Annotated in this window: 15 protein-coding genes and 2 pseudogenes; 3 read left to right on the top strand and 14 right to left on the bottom strand. The window is 61.1% G+C overall.

Annotated features, from left to right (window positions below; translation table 11 throughout):
- Positions 1–34: 34 nt before the first annotated feature.
- From plsX to PSH80_RS19320, 3 genes and pseudogenes are all read right to left on the bottom strand, one after another.
- The gene (gene plsX, locus PSH80_RS19310) at positions 35–1,045 is read right to left on the bottom strand and encodes a phosphate acyltransferase PlsX (RefSeq protein ID WP_081044296.1); all 1,011 of its coding nucleotides are present in this window, start codon (positions 1,043–1,045) and stop codon (positions 35–37) included.
- Between the two features lie 4 nt (positions 1,046–1,049).
- The gene (gene rpmF, locus PSH80_RS19315) at positions 1,050–1,232 is read right to left on the bottom strand and encodes a 50S ribosomal protein L32 (RefSeq protein ID WP_004371305.1); all 183 of its coding nucleotides are present in this window, start codon (positions 1,230–1,232) and stop codon (positions 1,050–1,052) included.
- Positions 1,233–1,245: 13 nt separating this feature from the next.
- Positions 1,246–1,774: pseudogene (locus tag PSH80_RS19320) on the bottom strand (YceD family protein).
- Positions 1,775–1,879: 105 nt separating this feature from the next.
- Here PSH80_RS19320 and PSH80_RS19325 point away from each other — a divergent pair.
- Complete coding sequence (locus PSH80_RS19325) at positions 1,880–2,458, top strand: nucleoside triphosphate pyrophosphatase (protein ID WP_057960397.1); 579 nt, start codon at positions 1,880–1,882, stop codon at positions 2,456–2,458.
- A 132-nt stretch (positions 2,459–2,590) separates the two neighbouring features.
- On the opposite strand, the gene sppA is transcribed toward PSH80_RS19325, so the two are convergent.
- The 3 genes from sppA to rluC are packed head-to-tail and all read right to left on the bottom strand — an operon-like array spanning position 2,591 to position 5,210.
- Positions 2,591–3,580, bottom strand: a complete 990-nt coding sequence (gene sppA / locus PSH80_RS19330) for a signal peptide peptidase SppA (RefSeq protein WP_057439606.1) — start codon at positions 3,578–3,580, stop codon at positions 2,591–2,593.
- A 21-nt stretch (positions 3,581–3,601) separates the two neighbouring features.
- On the bottom strand, positions 3,602–4,264 hold the full coding sequence (locus PSH80_RS19335; RefSeq protein WP_057439607.1) for an HAD-IIIA family hydrolase: 663 nt from the start codon (positions 4,262–4,264) through the stop codon (positions 3,602–3,604).
- The gene (gene rluC, locus PSH80_RS19340) at positions 4,251–5,210 is read right to left on the bottom strand and encodes a 23S rRNA pseudouridine(955/2504/2580) synthase RluC (RefSeq protein WP_005790558.1); all 960 of its coding nucleotides are present in this window, start codon (positions 5,208–5,210) and stop codon (positions 4,251–4,253) included. Before rluC ends, PSH80_RS19335 begins: the two co-directional genes overlap by 14 nt.
- Before the next feature lie 701 nt (positions 5,211–5,911).
- Here rluC and rne point away from each other — a divergent pair.
- Positions 5,912–9,142, top strand: coding sequence for a ribonuclease E (gene rne, locus PSH80_RS19345; protein WP_169989591.1), 3,231 nt, complete (start codon positions 5,912–5,914; stop codon positions 9,140–9,142).
- 112 nt (positions 9,143–9,254) lie between these two features.
- Positions 9,255–10,473 (top strand): annotated as a pseudogene (locus PSH80_RS19350) (IS3 family transposase).
- Positions 10,474–10,591: 118 nt separating this feature from the next.
- Here the strand turns inward: PSH80_RS19350 and PSH80_RS19355 are convergent.
- From PSH80_RS19355 to PSH80_RS19390, 8 genes are all read right to left on the bottom strand, one after another.
- Positions 10,592–11,170, bottom strand: coding sequence for an NTP transferase domain-containing protein (locus tag PSH80_RS19355; protein WP_216312686.1), 579 nt, complete (start codon positions 11,168–11,170; stop codon positions 10,592–10,594).
- Positions 11,167–12,153: an XdhC family protein gene (locus tag PSH80_RS19360; RefSeq protein WP_169990637.1), complete on the bottom strand. Its 987-nt coding sequence runs from the start codon at positions 12,151–12,153 to the stop codon at positions 11,167–11,169. The genes PSH80_RS19355 and PSH80_RS19360 overlap by 4 nt, the downstream gene beginning before the upstream one ends.
- On the bottom strand, positions 12,153–14,474 hold the full coding sequence (locus PSH80_RS19365) for a xanthine dehydrogenase family protein molybdopterin-binding subunit (RefSeq protein WP_198792203.1): 2,322 nt from the start codon (positions 14,472–14,474) through the stop codon (positions 12,153–12,155). The genes PSH80_RS19360 and PSH80_RS19365 overlap by 1 nt, the downstream gene beginning before the upstream one ends.
- Positions 14,471–14,941: a (2Fe-2S)-binding protein gene (locus PSH80_RS19370; RefSeq protein ID WP_057960403.1), complete on the bottom strand. Its 471-nt coding sequence runs from the start codon at positions 14,939–14,941 to the stop codon at positions 14,471–14,473. Before PSH80_RS19370 ends, PSH80_RS19365 begins: the two co-directional genes overlap by 4 nt.
- 244 nt (positions 14,942–15,185) lie before the next feature.
- Positions 15,186–16,205: a UDP-N-acetylmuramate dehydrogenase gene (gene murB / locus PSH80_RS19375; protein WP_252117094.1), complete on the bottom strand. Its 1,020-nt coding sequence runs from the start codon at positions 16,203–16,205 to the stop codon at positions 15,186–15,188.
- Entirely contained in the window at positions 16,202–16,666 is a 465-nt protein-coding gene (locus PSH80_RS19380; RefSeq protein WP_057960405.1) for a low molecular weight protein-tyrosine-phosphatase, read from the bottom strand. Before PSH80_RS19380 ends, murB begins: the two co-directional genes overlap by 4 nt.
- On the bottom strand, positions 16,666–17,430 hold the full coding sequence (gene kdsB, locus PSH80_RS19385) for a 3-deoxy-manno-octulosonate cytidylyltransferase (RefSeq protein WP_057960406.1): 765 nt from the start codon (positions 17,428–17,430) through the stop codon (positions 16,666–16,668). Before kdsB ends, PSH80_RS19380 begins: the two co-directional genes overlap by 1 nt.
- Entirely contained in the window at positions 17,427–17,612 is a 186-nt protein-coding gene (locus tag PSH80_RS19390; RefSeq protein ID WP_003174668.1) for a Trm112 family protein, read from the bottom strand. The genes kdsB and PSH80_RS19390 overlap by 4 nt, the downstream gene beginning before the upstream one ends.
- Positions 17,613–17,618: the final 6 nt, after the last annotated feature.

Here is a 17,618-nt window from a genome sequence, read left to right on the forward strand (position 1 = left end):
CCGGTCACATTTAAGCATTCCCGGCCCGATTCGCCTAAGGCAACAGATCCTCAAGACGGCCATGCAAGCGTTGCGGCAGGTTCTCCTGGATCTCGATCAGCGCGCGCGCAATAGCACTCTGAAAGCCCTGGACACCTGCAGAACCGTGGCTTTTTACCACAATACCCTGCAGACCGAGGAAGCTTGCGCCGTTATGCCGCGCCGGGGCCAGGTCCGCCTGCAAGCGCCGCATCAACGGCAACGCCAGGGCACCCACCAGCCGCGAAGCCAGATTGCGCTTGAACAACGCCTCGATCCGCGCAGCAATCATCGTAGCCAGGCCTTCGCTGGACTTAAGCAGGATATTTCCGACAAACCCGTCACAAACCACCACATCGGCCTCGCCACGATATAACCCATCGCCTTCGACAAACCCGATGTAATTCAAGCCCCGCGCCTGCTGCAACAGGCTAGCGGCCAACTTGACCTGCTGGTTGCCCTTGATATCCTCGGTGCCGATGTTCAGCAAGGCCACCCGTGGCCGCACCACACCCAGCGCCTCGGCCGCGACCGAGCCCATCAGGGCAAAGTGCAGCAGGTGCTCGGCGCTGCAATCGACATTTGCCCCCAGGTCCAGCAACTGGCAATAGCCACCCTGCGTCGGAATCGCCGCGACCATCGCCGGCCGATCAATACCCGGCAGGGTTTTCAGCACATGCCGCGACAGCGCCATCAAGGCCCCGGTATTGCCAGCGCTGACACAGGCCTGGACCTTGCCATCGCGCAGCAACTCAAGCGCCACGCGCATTGACGAATCAGGTTTGCCACGCAGGGCCTGGGCCGGCTTTTCATCCATGCCGATGGTTTCGCTGGCCGGCATTATTGTCAGGCGCGCGCGATCCACAGCCGGATGACTGGCAATCAGTTCTTCAAGAAGGGAAGGTTGACCGACGAGGGTCAGGTGCAGCGAGGGCGTAGCAGACAGGCTGGCAATGCATGCCTGGACAATGCTGCGGGGACCGAAGTCCCCGCCCATTGCGTCAATCGCGATGACTTGAGCAGACAAGTGATTACTCGTCAGCGCCCTTGTCGATCACTTTACGGCCACGGTATACGCCTTCTGGCGATACGTGGTGACGCAGGTGAACTTCACCAGTGGTTTTTTCTACAGACAGAGTGCTTGCCGTCAGGGCATCGTGCGAACGACGCATGTCACGGGCAGAGCGGGATTTTTTGTTCTGCTGAACAGCCATAATTGATTAACTCCTAAACGTTTGGGTCACGCTTTAACTGCGCCAATACACTGAACGGGTTGGACCGCGTTACCTCGTCCTCGCTCGGTTCGGACTCGTCATCGAGCCCCGCCGGCTGCTGGCATTCTTCCGGATGATGAGCAGGCACAATGGGCAAGGCGAGCAAAAGCTCCTCCTCGATCAGTGCATGCAGATCCAAAGGATCTTCGCCCAGTTCCAGCACGTCATAACCTTTCGGCAACGACTGGGTATTCGCACCCTCTTTCACCACAGCATAACTGCATTCGCTGTGGATCGGCAGGGTGACCAGCTCAAGACAACGCTGGCAAACCATTTTGACCTCGGTGTCGATAAAGCTGTGGATTACCACAGATTTACGTTCATCTCGCTCAAAAAACGAATTTAGCCTGCACCGTACCGACAGTGTCGGAAAGCGGGTCGCAGAGTCTCTCCAAATCGGCCAGCAACACTTCACCTTGGAGGGTGGTGCCACGATCAGCCAATTTGCGCGGGTCAACGTGAGGAATCGGGTCATTCAACATAGGCGCAGCATTATAGGGATGCACCCGCCCATGTCAAAGGAAATTCAGCCCTGTGCGCCAGACTGTCCGCTCGCTAGAATCCGCGACTGCCTTGAGGAGAGCCACATGTTGCCTTTATTACTCGCTTCCAGCTCGGTTTATCGCCGGGAACTGCTGAACCGCCTGCATCTGCCGTTCATCTGCAGCTCTCCGGATATCGACGAAAGCCATCGCATAAATGAGTCCGCGATCGACCTGGTCAAGCGCCTGGCCGAAGAGAAAGCCCGCGCCCTGGCCGGCAGCCATCCAGGGCACCTGATCATCGGTTCGGACCAGGTGGCGACCCTGGACGGCCAGATCATCGGCAAGCCCCACACCTTTGAAAGGGCCCGCGAGCAATTGCTGGCGGCCAGCGGCAGACAGGTCAGCTTCCTGACCGGCCTGGCCCTGCTCAATAGCGACACCGGGCACTGCCAGGTGGACTGCATCCCCTTCACCGTCACAATGCGCCAATTGGCACCGGCACAGATCGAGCGCTACCTGCGGATCGAGCAACCCTACGATTGCGCTGGCAGCTTCAAGGCCGAGGGACTGGGGGTGAGCCTGTTTCAGAGCACCGCAGGGCCAGACGCCACCAGCCTCATCGGCCTACCGCTGATCCGCCTGGTGGATATGTTGCTGGCCGAAGGCGTGCAAATCCCCTGAGAGCCCCACAAAAAACAATGTGGGAGCCGGGCTTGCCCGCGATGACGGCCTGTCAGCAACCCATTGGTTGGCTGACCCACCGCAATCGCGGGCAAGCCCGCTCCCACATTTTGAGCTATGCCAATCGCGAGATCAGCGCAAGGCCGGCCCCTGGAAGCCCATGTACAGCGCCAGTTTCTCCGCCACACTGGCCCCCAGCTTCTTGGAGAAACGGTCGAACGGCGATTCCTGGACGGTAAAGTCCACCAACTCCTTCTCGCCAATCACATCCCGCGCCACTGAACTGGCACTGCCCAGACCATCAATCAAGCCCAGCGGCAATGCCTGCTCACCCGACCAGATCAGGCCCGAGAACAACTCCGGATGTTCTTTATCCTTGAGCCGCTCACCGCGCCCCTGCTTGACGCTGGCAATGAACTGGCGATGAGTGGTGTCGAGCACGCTCTGCCAGAACTGGGTTTCGTCAGCCTTTTGCGGCTGGAACGGGTCAAGGAACGACTTGTGCTCCCCGGAGGTGTAGGTACGACGCTCAACCCCCAGCTTCTCCATTGCCCCGACAAAACCGTAGCCGGCCGCCGTCACGCCAATGGAACCCACCAGACTGGCCTTGTCGGCGTAGATCTGGTCGGCGGCGCTGGCGATGTAATAGGCACCCGAGGCGCCCAGGTCAGAGATTACCGCGTACAGCTTGGTCTCTGGATGCAAGGCACGCAGCCGGCGAATCTCGTCATAGACGTAACCCGACTGCACCGGACTGCCGCCAGGGCTATTGATGCGCAACACCACACCCTTGACCTTGGGATCCTCGAAGGCCGTGCGCAAGCTGCTGACGATATTGTCGGCACTGGCGGACTCCTTGTCGGCAATCACCCCGCTCACCTCGATCAACGCGGTATAGCTACCACTGCGGGCGGCGCTTTTTTCCATATCGACCAAAGGACTGAACAATACCAGCATGCCAATCAGGTAGGTGAAGGTCAGGAGTTTGAAGAAGATCCCCCAGCGCCGGGCGCGGCGCTGTTCCTGGACGCCCGCCAGCAGGGTCTTTTCCAACAACTTCCAGCTTTTATCATCGCCATTGTCAGCACCGGACTTGGTCGGTGCCTTCCACTCATCGGTCATGCCATCTACCCCAGCAAAAACTTAATGGGCCTGGTTGAGCCAGGCGTGCAATTGCGAAAACCGATCAATCGTCAGTCGCGGCTCGTAAGCCTGCAAGGCTTCGGGGGACTGGGCGCCGTAGCTGACGGCAACACTGTCCATGCCGGCATTGCGCGCCATCAACAGATCGAACGAAGCATCGCCGACCATCAACGACTCACGGGCAGACACGCCGCAATGGGCCATGATCTGCTCCAGCATCAATGGATGGGGCTTGCTCGCGGTTTCATCGGCAGCGCGGGTGACGTCGAAATAGTCTTCCCAACCATTGGCCTTGAGCACCCGATCCAGGCCACGCCGGGCTTTGCCGGTGGCCACGGCCAGGTGATAGCCCTGCTCACGCAATGCCGCCAACGACTGCACCACCCCTTCAAACAAAGGCGAAGGCTCGGACTCAAGGGCAATGTAGTGATCGGCGTAATGCTCGCGAAACGCCACCAGCTCACTGTCAGCGATCTGCGGGTACAAGGTGCGAATGGCTTCGGGCAATCCCAGGCCAATAATGCCCTTGACCGCCAGATCGCTGCACAGCTCGAAGCCGGAACGGGTCGAGGCCACGTGCATGGACTCGACAATCCGACCAATGGAATCACACAGGGTGCCATCCCAGTCAAAAATCAGCAGCTTGTAGTCAGGGCGCGACACTCAGGCGCTCCACGGTCTTGGCCCACATCTCATCCACAGGGGCCTGCAATTTCAATTCGCCACCATCGGGCAATGGCACCGTCAGCATGTAGGCATGCAGGAACAGGCGTTTGCCGCCAAGGTCACGAATCTCCTTGGAGAAACCCTCGTCGCCGTACTTGGTATCGCCCGCAATACAGTGACCCGCATGCAGGGTATGCACACGAATCTGGTGGGTACGCCCGGTCACCGGCTTGGCCTCGACCATGGTTGCGAAGTCACCGAAGCGCCGCAGCACCTTGAACAGGGTCAGCGCCTCCTTGCCCTCCTCGTCTACCTCGACCATGCGCTCGCCGGAGCGCAGGTTGCTCTTCTGCAACGGTGCCCGCACGCTCTTGATCGAGGACGCCCAGTTGCCACGCACCAGGGCCATATAGCGCTTGTCCACGCCATCGCCGCGCAGGGCGGTATGCAGGTGACGCAACATGCTGCGCTTCTTGGCAATCATCAACAGGCCGGAGGTGTCGCGGTCCAGGCGATGGACCAGTTCCAGCTCCTTGGCATCCGGACGCAACTGACGAAAGGCTTCGATCACCCCGAAATTCAGGCCGCTACCGCCGTGCACCGCAATGCCGCACGGCTTGTTGATCACGATCAGCTTGTTGTCTTCGAAGACAATCGACGCTTCAAGGCGCTGCAACAGGCCCTGGGCCAGCGGCACAGGCTCGTCACGCTCAGGCACGCGAACCGGCGGCACCCGGACGATATCGCCCGCCTGCAGCTTGTACTCAGGCTTGATCCGGCCCTTGTTCACCCGCACTTCGCCTTTACGCAAAATGCGATAAATCAAGGTCTTGGGCACGCCCTTGAGCCTGGCCAGAAGAAAATTGTCGATGCGTTGGCCGGCATATTCCGGCGAGACCTCAAGCAGCTGGACGCTGGGGGTCGGGGGGGTGGTAGTCGTCATGTCGGGAATGATAACAATTTTTTATGGAATTGAAGCACTTAATCATTGCTGCTATAGTCGCGAACGCCGCCAAAAGCGGCCTGGACAGAGGACTCGCGGCAAACTGCCGCCCCTGACCATCGCAATTCATCAGGACGCGAGGCCGTCCTACGGGGCTCTTGCCACACTGGAAGGCTCAAGATTGTAACAAGCGCAGGTGACATGAGGCCTGAAGCGAGTGCAAGAAACAGAGTGATTACTCGTCTCTTGCGCCGATATTTACGGCCAGTTCACAAAGTGCAGTCAGTCTTGTACCAGACCACGGCGAATGCTTCGGAAACAACGCCTGTTATTAGCCATGAGCGTGAACTCCCCATTGGAGAACACGGTAAATGCCAACCCGCTGCGGATTCTGCGCGCGGCAGCACCCGAATTATCAGGGATACGTGTAGGGTGGAGATGCACAACCGTCGGACTGTGTAGCACTAGGCTTATGTTTAGACGCTTCATCTCGTCCACAGTCGCCGGTTGATTCCTCCTCCTGACTGAGTGCTTATTAAGTCACCACAGCAAGCAGGACGCGTAAGTCGCGATACCAGCCCAATTGGCCGGTATTGCTGGACACTGGAGTGGCCAACCACTCTTGACGCACCTGACACCGACCGTGAGAAGTCGTGTGTGCCGAACGCCGTTTCCGGCAGCCCGGAAACCGACGGTACAACATGAAAAGAATGCTGATTAACGCAACTCAACCCGAAGAGTTGCGTGTTGCACTGGTAGATGGCCAACGCCTCTACGACCTGGACATCGAGTCCGGTGCACGCGAGCAGAAGAAGGCCAACATCTATAAAGGCCGGATTACTCGCATCGAGCCAAGCCTTGAGGCTGCCTTTGTCGATTTTGGCTCTGAGCGCCACGGCTTCCTGCCCCTCAAAGAAATCTCCCGCGAATACTTCAAGAAAGCCCCTGAAGGCCGCGTGAACATCAAGGACGTCCTGAGCGAAGGCCAGGAAGTCATCGTCCAGGTCGAAAAAGAAGAACGTGGCAACAAGGGCGCCGCCCTGACCACCTTCATCAGCCTGGCTGGCCGTTACCTGGTCCTGATGCCGAACAACCCGCGTGCCGGCGGCATCTCCCGTCGCATCGAAGGCGAAGAGCGCAACGAACTGCGTGAAGCGCTGAACGGCTTGATCGCTCCGGCCGACATGGGCCTGATCGTGCGCACTGCCGGCCTTGGCCGCAGCAGCGAAGAAATGCAGTGGGACCTCGATTACCTGCTGCAACTGTGGACCGCTATTAAAGAAGCGTCCCTGGACCGCTCCGCGCCATTCCTGATCTATCAGGAAAGCAACGTGATCATCCGCGCCATCCGCGACTACCTGCGCCAGGACATCGGCGAAGTGCTGATCGACAGCGTTGAAGCCCAGGACGAAGCCCTGACCTTCATCCGCCAGGTGATGCCGCAGTACGCCAGCAAGATCAAGCTGTACGAAGACAGCGTACCGCTGTTCAACCGCTTCCAGATCGAAAGCCAGATCGAAACCGCCTTCCAGCGCGTGGTCGAACTGCCGTCCGGCGGCTCCATCGTGATCGATCCGACCGAAGCCCTGGTGTCCATCGACATCAACTCGGCGCGCGCCACCAAAGGCAGCGACATCGAAGAAACCGCGTTGCAGACCAACCTGGAAGCAGCCGAAGAAATCGCGCGCCAACTGCGCCTGCGTGATATCGGCGGCCTGATCGTGATCGACTTCATCGACATGACCCCGGCCAAGAACCAGCGCGCCGTGGAAGAAAAAGTCCGCGAATGCCTGGAAGCCGACCGTGCCCGCGTACAAGTTGGCCGTATCTCGCGCTTCGGCCTGCTGGAAATGTCCCGTCAGCGCCTGCGTCCATCCCTGGGCGAAAGCAGCGGCATCGTCTGCCCGCGTTGCAACGGCACCGGCATCATCCGTGACGTTGAATCGCTGTCCCTGGCGATCCTGCGCCTGATCGAAGAAGAAGCCCTGAAAGACCGCACCGCCGAAGTCCGCGCACAAGTGCCGATCCCGGTTGCAGCTTTCCTGCTCAACGAAAAACGCAACTCGATCACCAAGATCGAACTGCGCACCCGTGCCCGTATCGTGATCCTGCCGAACGATCACCTCGAGACGCCGCACTTCGAAGTCCAGCGCCTGCGTGATGACAGCCCGGAAGCCCACAGCGGCCAGTCCAGCTACGAAATCGCCGCTGCCGCTGCCGAAGTCGAAGAAGTCCAGCCAGCCGCCGCAACCCGCACCCTGGTGCGCCAGGAAGCCGCGGTCAAGACCGCACCGGCCCGTGCCAACGCACCGGTACCGACTGAAGTCGCCGCCCCGGTGGCCGCGCCTGCCGTCCTGCCGGAGCCAAGCCTGTTCAAGGGCCTGGTGAAGTCGCTGGTCAGCCTGTTCGCCACCAAGGAAGAGCCTGCTGCTCCAGCCGTGGTCGAGAAGCCAGCCGCTGAACGCCCTGCACGCAACGAAGAGCGTCGCAACGGTCGCCAGCAGAGCCGTAACCGCAACGGTCGCCGTGACGAAGAGCGCAAGCCTCGCGAAGAACGTGCACCGCGTGAAGAGCGCGCACCCCGTGAAGAGCGCCAGCCGCGCGAAGCCCGTGAAGAAACCCCGGCCGTAGCCCGTGAAGAACGTGCTCCGCGCGAAGAGCGTGCACCACGTGAAGAACGCGCACCGCGCGCCCCTCGCGCCCCGCGTGAAGATCGCAAGCCACGTGGCGAGCGTGAAGAACGTGTACGTGAACTGCGTGAACCTTTGGACGCTGCCCCAGCTGTTGCCGCCGTAGCAACTGATGCCGCGACCGAAGAACGCCCGGCCCGCCAGCCCCGTGAAGAACGCGCTCCACGCCCACCGCGTGAAGAGCGTCAACCACGCGCCGAGCAGGCTGCCGCAGCCAGCGAAGAAGAACTGCTGAACAACGACGAACAGCCACAGGAAGATGGCCAGGACAACGCCGAAGGCGATCGTCCACGCCGCCGCTCCCGTGGCCAGCGTCGCCGCAGCAACCGTCGTGAGCGTCAGCGTGACGCCAACGGCAATGTGATCGAAGGCTCGGAAGAGACCGGCGAAGCCACTGAAGAAAGCGCCAACAACGAACCGACCAGCACCGAACTGGCTGCTGGCCTGGCCGTTACCGCTGCAGTTGCCAGCTCGGTCATCAGTGCTCCTGCCGAAGCCGAAGCCAACCAGCAGGCCGAGCGTGCCACCGCTGCCGTGCAGGAAACTGCCGCAGTTGAAGCACCGGTTGTCGAAGCCACCACCGTGGTCGAAGCACCTGCCGCTGTAGAAGTGGAAGTTGCACCGGTCCGCGAAGCCCAGCCTGAAGCCGAAGTAGTGGCTGCACCTGCAATCGTGGTTGAGCCCCAGCCTGTGGTCGAAGCTGTTGTCGAAGCGCCAGCCGCTGAAGCAACCCCAGAAGTGCGTGAAGTTCGCGAAGAACAGACCGCCTTCCAGTGGACTGCCGAGCCGGCCGTCGTCGCCGAAGCACCTGCCCCGGCACCGGTAGAAGAAGCTCCAGCACCGGTTGCTGAAGTGGTTATCGCCGAACCAGCGGTGGTTGCAGAACCGGTTGTGGTTGCCGAGCCTGCTCCGGTGGTTGTGGAAACCCCAGTGGTTGCCGAAGTGGTCGCCCCAGTGGTTGAAGCCCCTGTCAGCGCCCTGACCGAAAACGGCCGTGCGCCTAACGACCCGCGTGAAGTGCGTCGTCGCAAGCGTGAAGCCGAGCGTCTGCAGAAAGAAGCCGAAGCAGCAGCGGCGGCGGCCCCGGCCGTCGTCGAAGCGGTTGCGCCAGCACCGGCCATCGAAGCAGAAGTTGAGCACACTGCCCCAACCATCGACGAGAACCTGCGTTCCGTTGAAGAAGTGGTAGAGCACAACCCAAAAGCCCTGGAAGAAGAGCACGAGCCTAAACCCCTCGCTTAATTCCAACGGCAATTAAAAAGCCCCGCCTGAGCAATCAGGCGGGGCTTTTTTATGCGACATGTCCCGTCCTGAATAAGGTTTACACCTTCTGACCTATCTTCAGGAGGAGTCAATGGAATCGGGCAAAAGGCGGAGCCAGCGTGACTACACGTTAGCCTTTAAATTATCGGTCGTAGACCAGGTCGAAAAGGGCGAGTTGAGTTATAAAGAGGCTCAACGGCGCTATGGCATCCAGGGCCGGTCCACGGTACTGGTCTGGTTACGCAAGTACGGCCGGCAGGACTGGAGCCAAGGCGCCTCAATTCGAGAGCCGAGGAGCAGGTCCATGACCGAGCCAACCCTCCCGCTGACCCCCGAGCAGCGGATCAAAGAACTCGAAGAACAGCTGGCGCTAAGCAATCAGAAAGCGCAATTCTTCGAAGCCGTCGTGAATGTTCTGAAGAATGACTACGGTGTTTCCGTCGTAAAAAAGCGACCCGGCAAGTCCTCTCGCAAGGGCAAATCCAAGGCCTGAGCATCACCAGGGCTTGCCTGTTCATGGGCATTTCGCGCCAAGCGTATTACCAACGCAATCGGGCTTTCGACGAGAGAGCTCGTCAAGATCAAGAAGTCATGGACTTTGTTCTTGAAAAGCGCCGCCGTCAGCCTCGGATAGGCACGCGCAAGCTGCATTACCTGATGAGCGTCGAAGTTGGCGCATCAGTGCGGGTCGGCAGAGACCGCCTGTTTAGCATCCTGCGCAATGCTCGAAAACTGGTTGTGCGCAAACGGGCTTACCACAAAACGACGGACAGTCATCACCGCTTTCGCCGCCATCCCAACCTGCTCAAAGCAGGTCAAGCAGGTCGTGGCCAATAGGCCAGAACAGGTCTGGGTTGCAGACATAACCTACCTGCCGACACAGGAAAGCGTGGCTTATGTGAGCCTGGTGACAGACGCCTACTCACGCAAGATCGTAGGCCATCATGTGCATGAGAGCTTGCATACCGAGTCGGTGATCAAAGCGATGGAAAAGGCCGTTGGCGAACGCCGAAGCACGCTGCCACTGATCCATCACTCAGACCGCGGAGCCCAACTGCTCTGAGCTTTATCAACGCTTGCACGCTAGTCATGGCGTCAGATGCTCAATGACCGACGGCTATGACTGCTACCAGAATGCTCTGGCAGAGAGGATAAACGGCATTTTGAAGACCGAGTTCCTGCTGTATCGCCCTAAAAATCTGGCGGACGCAGTGAAAATGGTGGATGAGTCGGTGCTGATCTACAACGGGGAACGGCCACACCTGTCCCTGAAATACAAAACGCCCGATGCAGTGCATCGGGCGTTTTGAGACTGAAATAGGTGTAAACCTATTTCAGGACTAGACAACATGTGGGAGCTGGCTTGCCTGCGATGATCGTTAACGATGACGGATAAATACCTGACACCCCGACCAGCTCTTCCAGCCCCTACCTGAATTCCAGTGATTGCGGCACGTCCACATCCCACAACACCCCAGGATCATCCACCGGCACTTCCCGCACCTCAGCCAGGGCAAACACCGCCCTGGCCCCACGATCCCCAGTCAACCCTATCAAGGCCGGCCCCAATTCCGGGCCAAACGCAACAGGATGGCCCTGCTGACCGGCATGCACCGGCACACTGACACCCTCCACCCGCTCTATCACCCGTTCAATACTCGCCGCCTGGATAAACGGCATATCCCCCAACACCACCAGCCAACCCGCCGCCGGGCCACTGGCGGCAACGGCGGCTGCAATGCTGTCGCCCATGCCCGCCGAATCCACAAGCAGCACTTCGCAACCGTATGCCCTGGCCAGGCGAATAACCTCGCTGCGCGCAGGCGCGGTGATGACCCAGCGCCGGGTGATACAGGCCGGTAAATTGACCAACACCTGCTCGAAGACCGGCCGTGTCACTCCATCACGCCCCACGCAAGGAGCCAGCAGTTTGTCCTGGCCGGTTTGCGCGCGGAACCGCCTGCCCTGCCCCGCCGCCAGGACGATGGCGGTAATGGTGCTCGTCAACTGACCGCCTCCCGCACCGGTTTTGCTTGCAACAGTTCCACACCGTTCTTGATCGCGACGATGTGCGCCATCAACGACAAGGCAATCTCTGCCGGCGTATGACTGCCGATATGAAGACCGATCGGACCATGCAGCCGCGCAATCGCCTCGGCTCCCAGCCCCAACACCGCCAGGTTTTCCCGCCGCTTGCGACTATTGGCCCGCGAGCCCAGGGCACCAATGTAGAACGCTCGGGAGTTCAACGCGGTCAGCAGCGCCATGTCGTCCAGGCGCGGATCATGGGTCAGGGCCACAATGGCCGTGCGCTCGTCCGTCTGGATATTGAGCACGGCCTCATCGGGCATTCCCGGCACAAAGCGCCCGTGCTGTTCTTCCCAGCCATGGACAAACTCCTGGCGTGGATCGCAGATCAGTACTTCAAAATCCAACAGCCGCGCCATTTCTGCCACATAGCGCGACAGCTGCCCCGCACCGATCAGTAACAGGCGCCAGCGCGGGCCGTAGATGGCCCGCAAGCGCTCACCATCAAAACTGACAATGTCGGACTGGCTCGCCGCGCTCAGACGCACGGTGCCCGTCGCCAAGTCCAACTCCCGGGCCACTATTTCATGGGCCTCACAACGCGCCAGCAACTCGGCGACCCAGGCAGGATCACCTACCCGCTCCTCCGTCAGGCGCAAGGTGCCGCCGCAGGGCAGGCCAAAGCGCGCCGCTTCATCCCGGGTCACACCATAGGTCACCAGTTGCACCGGCGGCCCTTCGTCAGGCAAGCGACCATCGTAAAGCCGAGCGATCAGGTCATCTTCAATGCAGCCACCGGAAACCGAGCCGATCACCACCCCATCGCCGCGCAGGGCCAGCATCGCCCCCGGCGGCCGTGGCGCGCTGCCCCAGGTCTGGACCACGCTGTACAGCAACACCCGCTGCCCCGCGCGGCGCCACTCCAGCACGCTGCGCAGGACGTTCAGATCCACGCTGTCCATCAGGCTTTCGCCGCCTGCTGCCAGCCCTGCAGTTGATAACGCACGGGCAAGCTGCGGATACGCTTGCCGGTGGCGGCAAATATCGCGTTGCACAGCGCCGGCGCAATCGGTGGCACGCCTGGCTCACCGACGCCACCCAGGGGCACCTCTCCTTCTGGCGTGACCAAATGTATGGCGATTTCCCGGGGGGCCAGGGACATGCGCGCCACTTCATACATATGGAAGTTGTCCTGCTGGACCTTGCCATCCTTGAAGCTGATTTCTCCCAGGACCGCATTGCCCAAGCCCATGACGCAGGCGCCCTCGAACTGTGAACGGATGCGCTCCGGGTTGATCTGCGGCCCGCAGTCCACCGCAATATCAGCCTTATGCACGATCAGCGTGCCATCATCCTTGACCTCCACCTCGATCACCGCCGCTACATAGGTCACAAAGCTGTAGTGCACCGCCAGCCCCAGGCCGCGCCCCTTGGGCAGCATGCGCCCCCAGCCGGCGGCCTTGGCGGCGGTTTCCAGCACGCCGCGCATGCGCGCGGTATCAATCGGATAACGCTCGGGGGACTCGCCGTAGTTCCACTCTTCACTCAAGGTTCGCGGATCAATCTGACGATCCGGGCCCAGCAGCTTGAGTTGATATTTCAGCGGATCCTGGCCGGCCTTATGGGCCAGTTCATCGACAAAGCTCTGAATGGCAAACCCATGGGGGATGTTCGACACCGAACGGTACCAACCCACGCGGGTGTGGGCAGCCGCTTCGGGGTTTTCCAGGCGCACATTGGGAATGGCGTAGGCCATGTTGGTAAAGCCCATGCCCAACTCGAACGCCGCCTCGTGGTTCATTCCCGGCGCAAACAGCGCAGTGATGCTGGGTGCCACGGTGCGGTGCAGCCAGCCAGAGGGCAGGCCGTCCTTGTTCAGGCCGGCCTTGAGGTACTCGGCGGAGACGGTATGGAAATAGGAGTTATGAATATCGTCTTCACGGGTCCACTGCACGCGTACGGCCTTGCCGGGGAATTCCTTGGCCAGCAGCGCAGCTTCGATGATGAAGTCCGGTTTCGACTTGCGCCCAAAGCCGCCGCCCAACAGGGTGACGTGGATCGTGACGTTATCGAAGGGCAAGCCCAGGCGCTCGGCCACCCGTTCCCGCGTGACCTGCGGCGCCTGGCTCGGAGCCCAGGCCTCGCATCGCCCGTCTTGATAACGGGCTACGGCCACCATCGGCTCCATCGGCGACTGCGCCAGGTGTGGCAAGTAATACGTGGCTTCGAGGGTGCTGTCGGCATCGTTCAGGGCCTGCTCGATACTGCCGGTATTGCGCACCACTTTGCCGGGCTGGAGCGCCGCGGCCTCCAGGGTCTTGCGATAGTCGATGGAGTTGTAGCCAGCATTCGCGCCGTCGTCCCAGACAATCTGCAACGCCTCACGGCCCTTGATCGCCGCCCAGGTATTGCTAGCAACCACCGCCACACCACCCAATGGCTGGAATTCCGAGGGTATGGGTCGGCTTTCGATTTGCAGGACCTTGATCACCCCGGGGACTTTCAGCGCCGCGCTGGCATCGAACGACTTGACCTTGCCGCCGTATACCTTGGGCCGCGCAATGGTCGCGAACAGCATGCCGTCAAAATGCACATCGGCGCCGTACACCGCCCGGCCGTTGACGATATCGGCACCGTCGATGGCCTTGGTGGCTTCCTTGCCGATATAGCGAAACTCCGAGGGCTGCTTGAGCCGCAGGCTGTCGCGCGCCGGCACTGCCAACGCGCTGGCGGCAGCGGCCAGGGCGCCATAGCCCAGTTCGCGGCCGCTGGGCTGGTGAATGACTTTATGCAACTGTGCACGGCATTCGCCCAGCGGGACTTTCCACTGCTCGGCAGCGGCCTGTTCCAGCATGGTTCGCACGGCGGCGCCGCACCGGCGCATCGGTTCGAACCAATGGCGCATGCTGCGCGAACCGTCGGTATCCTGGTTGCCAAAACGCGCTTCGTCACCCGGCGCCTGCGCAACCTTCACCAGCGCCCAATCGGCCTCCAGTTCATCGGCCACCACCATGGTCAGGCTGGTGCGCACGCCCTGGCCCATCTCCGAGCGGTTGCAGATCACGGTGACGGTGCCATCGCTGGCGATGCTGACATAGACCTTGGGATCATCGACCAGGCCATTGGGCATCGCGGCCCCGCCGTATTGCTTCACTTCGTCGGCAAAGGCCTGGGGCAAGCCCCAACTGGCAGCCACCACCAGGGCGCCGGTCGCGCCGACGCCCTTGAGGAAACCGCGCCGGCTAAGGTTGCTCAGGGCGAAATTGCTCGGTAACTGGCTCATGCCTTGGCCCCCTGCAACTGAGTCGCGGCCTGGCGGATCGCCGTCTTGATGCGGTTATAGGTGCCGCAGCGGCAGATATTGCCGACCATGGCTTCTTCAATCTGTGCATCGCTGGGGTTGGGGTTGGTTTTCAGCAAGGCCGTGGCCGACATGATCTGCCCGCCCTGGCAGTAACCGCATTGCGCCACCGCCGTATCCAGCCACGCCTGCTGCACCACCTGGCCAATCGGGTCGTTATGCAGGTTGTCGATAGTGCTGACGTTCTGCCCTTTGACCGAGCCGATGGGCGTGATGCAACTGCGCGCCGGCGCACCGTCGATATGGATGGTGCAGGCGCCACACAGCCCCATGCCGCAACCGAACTTGGTGCCGTTGTAACCCGCTACATCGCGGATCGCCCACAGCAGAGGCATATCCTCGGTGGCATCCAGTGGATGATCTTGACCGTTGAGTTTCAGAGTAATCATGGGCACGCCCGCATAGTGATTGGATTATGGGGTCGAGCTATCTGCCGCTTTCAAGGGAGCGGAGTCGGTACACGCAGATGGCTCAGGCTAATCGGGCTCTCTTGTGAAGACAGGTCTTCACCGGGCCTTTGATAAACAGGGTCTATCGAACAATAAACAGGCATCGTTAGCCTGCTAAGTTAACCCAGCATTAACAAAAAAGCCCTGCAATGCAGGGCTTGGTTCAACACGCTAGAAGCGTAGCTCAATAACGATTGGGCTCCATTTCCAGGTCGACCTTGAAGCGCTCGGCGATATCGCGCTGGATGCGCTGGGCCAGGCTGGAAATATCCAGGCCGGTGGCCGCGCCATAATTGACCAGCACCAGCGCCTGCAAGCGATGCACACCGGCATCCCCCTCGCGAAAGCCCTTCCAGCCGGCCTTTTCAATCAACCAGCCGGCCGCCAGTTTCACTTGCCCATCGGCCTGGGGATAGGCCACCAGATCGGGATATTGCAGCTGCAACTGCGCCGCCAGCTCCTGGGAGACCAGCGGGTTCTTGAAGAAACTGCCGGCGTTGCCCAAGACCGCAGGATCGGGCAACTTTTCACTGCGGATACTGCAAATGGCCCGACTGACATCGCTCGGGGTTGCCTGGGCAATGCCCTGCTCTGCCAGACGCTGTTGCACCGGGCCATAGCCGAGTTTCAGGTGTGCGACGCGGTTCAGGGTAAAACGCACCCGCAGGATCAGCCAGCGCCCCACTTCGTGCTTGAACAGGCTGTCGCGGTAGGCGAAGTTGCATTCCTCCAGGCTGAAATCCCGCAACTCGCCCGTCTGGCGGTCGAGGGCGGTCAGGCCGGCGAAGACATCCTTGATCTCAACACCGTAGGCGCCAATGTTCTGCATCGGTGCCGCCCCGACAGTGCCGGGAATCAGGCTGAGGTTTTCCAGGCCAGAGAACCCTTGTGCAAGGGTCCATAGCACAAACGGATGCCAGGCCTCGCCCGCCTCGGCTTCCACCAGCACCTGCTGGCCGTCGTCGTGCAGTACTCGGATCCCCTGGGTTGCCATGCGCAACACCAACGCCGGGATATCCTGGGTCAGCAGCAGGTTGCTGCCGCCCCCGATCACCAGCAACGGCAACTGCTGTGCGGCCGCATAGGCCAGGCCCTCGCGCACATCGGCGTCGCTATGGGCTTCGGCGAACCATTGCGCACGCACATCAATGCCAAAACTGTTAAAGGCCTTCAGGGAAACCTGGGGCTGCACATCCAGACTCATAACCGCCCCTTCAATTCGATCACCAGCAAATCACAAGCGGCCTCGATCAGGTCCAGGACCTGCTCGAAACCTTGCTCGCCGTCGTAGTACGGATCCGGCACTTCATCCACCGCCCCATCGTAGCGGCGCAGGAACAGGTCCAGCTCGGCCTTGCCCTGGGCCGGTTGCATGGCCTTGAGGTTGCGCAGGTTGCTCTGGTCCATCGCCAGAATCAGTTCGTAGCGCGCAAAGTCGGCGCGCGACACCTGCTGAGCGCGCTGGGCCGACAAGTCGTAGCCACGACGCAGCGCTGCTTGCTGGCTGCGCTTGTCCGGGGCCTTGCCGATATGCCATTCACCGGTACCGGCAGACGCCACCTCGACCTGGTCCGCCAACCCGGCGGCCCGCAGTTTGTGGCGCAGCACGCCCTCGGCGGTGGGCGAGCGGCAGATATTGCCCAGGCAGACAAACAGGACTTCCATCAAGCCCCCAGCAACCGACGCACGCGCTCGAGGTCTTCCGGCGTATCGACACCGGCCGGCGGCGCTTCTATCGCATCATCGACATGAATGCGCACGCCGTGCCACAGGGCCCGCAATTGCTCCAGGGCCTCGGTGTTTTCCAGCCAGCACGGGCCCCAGGTGACGAAGTCATGCAGGAAGCCGGCGCGGTAGGCGTAAATGCCGATATGGCGGCGATACGGCACGCCCGCCGGCAACACATCACGCTGTTTGGCGAATTCGTCACGTGCCCAGGGCAGGGTCGAACGGCTGAAGGTCAGGGCCAGGCCATTGATGTCGCTGACCACCTTGACCACGTTCGGGTTGAACAGGGTCTCGAGGTCTTCGATAGGCTCGGCCAGGGTCGCCATGCGCGCTTCGGCGTGGGCGGCCAGGTTGGCCGCGACCTGGTCGATGACACACGGCGGGATCAACGGCTCGTCGCCTTGCACATTGACCACGATGGCGTCCGGCGCCAGGCCCAGGTGCGTGGCCACTTCGGCCAGGCGGTCGGTGCCGGAGTTGTGATCTTCACGGGTCAGTACCGCTTCGGCGCCAAAACCCTTGCAGGCCTCGATGATCCGCAGATCATCAGTGGCCACCACTACGCGTTGGGCGCTGCTTTTGCAGGCCTGCTCCCAGACCAGCTGGATCATCGGCTTGGCGCCGATCATCTGCAGCGGTTTGCCGGGCAGGCGGGTGGAGGCGTAGCGCGCGGGGATGACAACAGTGAAGGCAGTGGTCATTTATCCAGGCGCTCGTCAGTCGTCAGGGTGCGGGCTTCGCTTTCCAGCATCACCGGGATGCCGTCGCGGATCGGGTACGCCAGGCCGGCGCCCTTGCTGATCAGTTCGGTCTTGTCGGCACTGAGCTTGAGCGGGCCTTTGCAGATCGGGCAAGCGAGGATATCGAGCAGTTTGGTGTCCATGGGGGT

Source organism: Pseudomonas sp. FP818 (genome assembly GCF_030687335.1).
Lineage (GTDB): Bacteria > Pseudomonadota > Gammaproteobacteria > Pseudomonadales > Pseudomonadaceae > Aquipseudomonas > Aquipseudomonas shahriarae.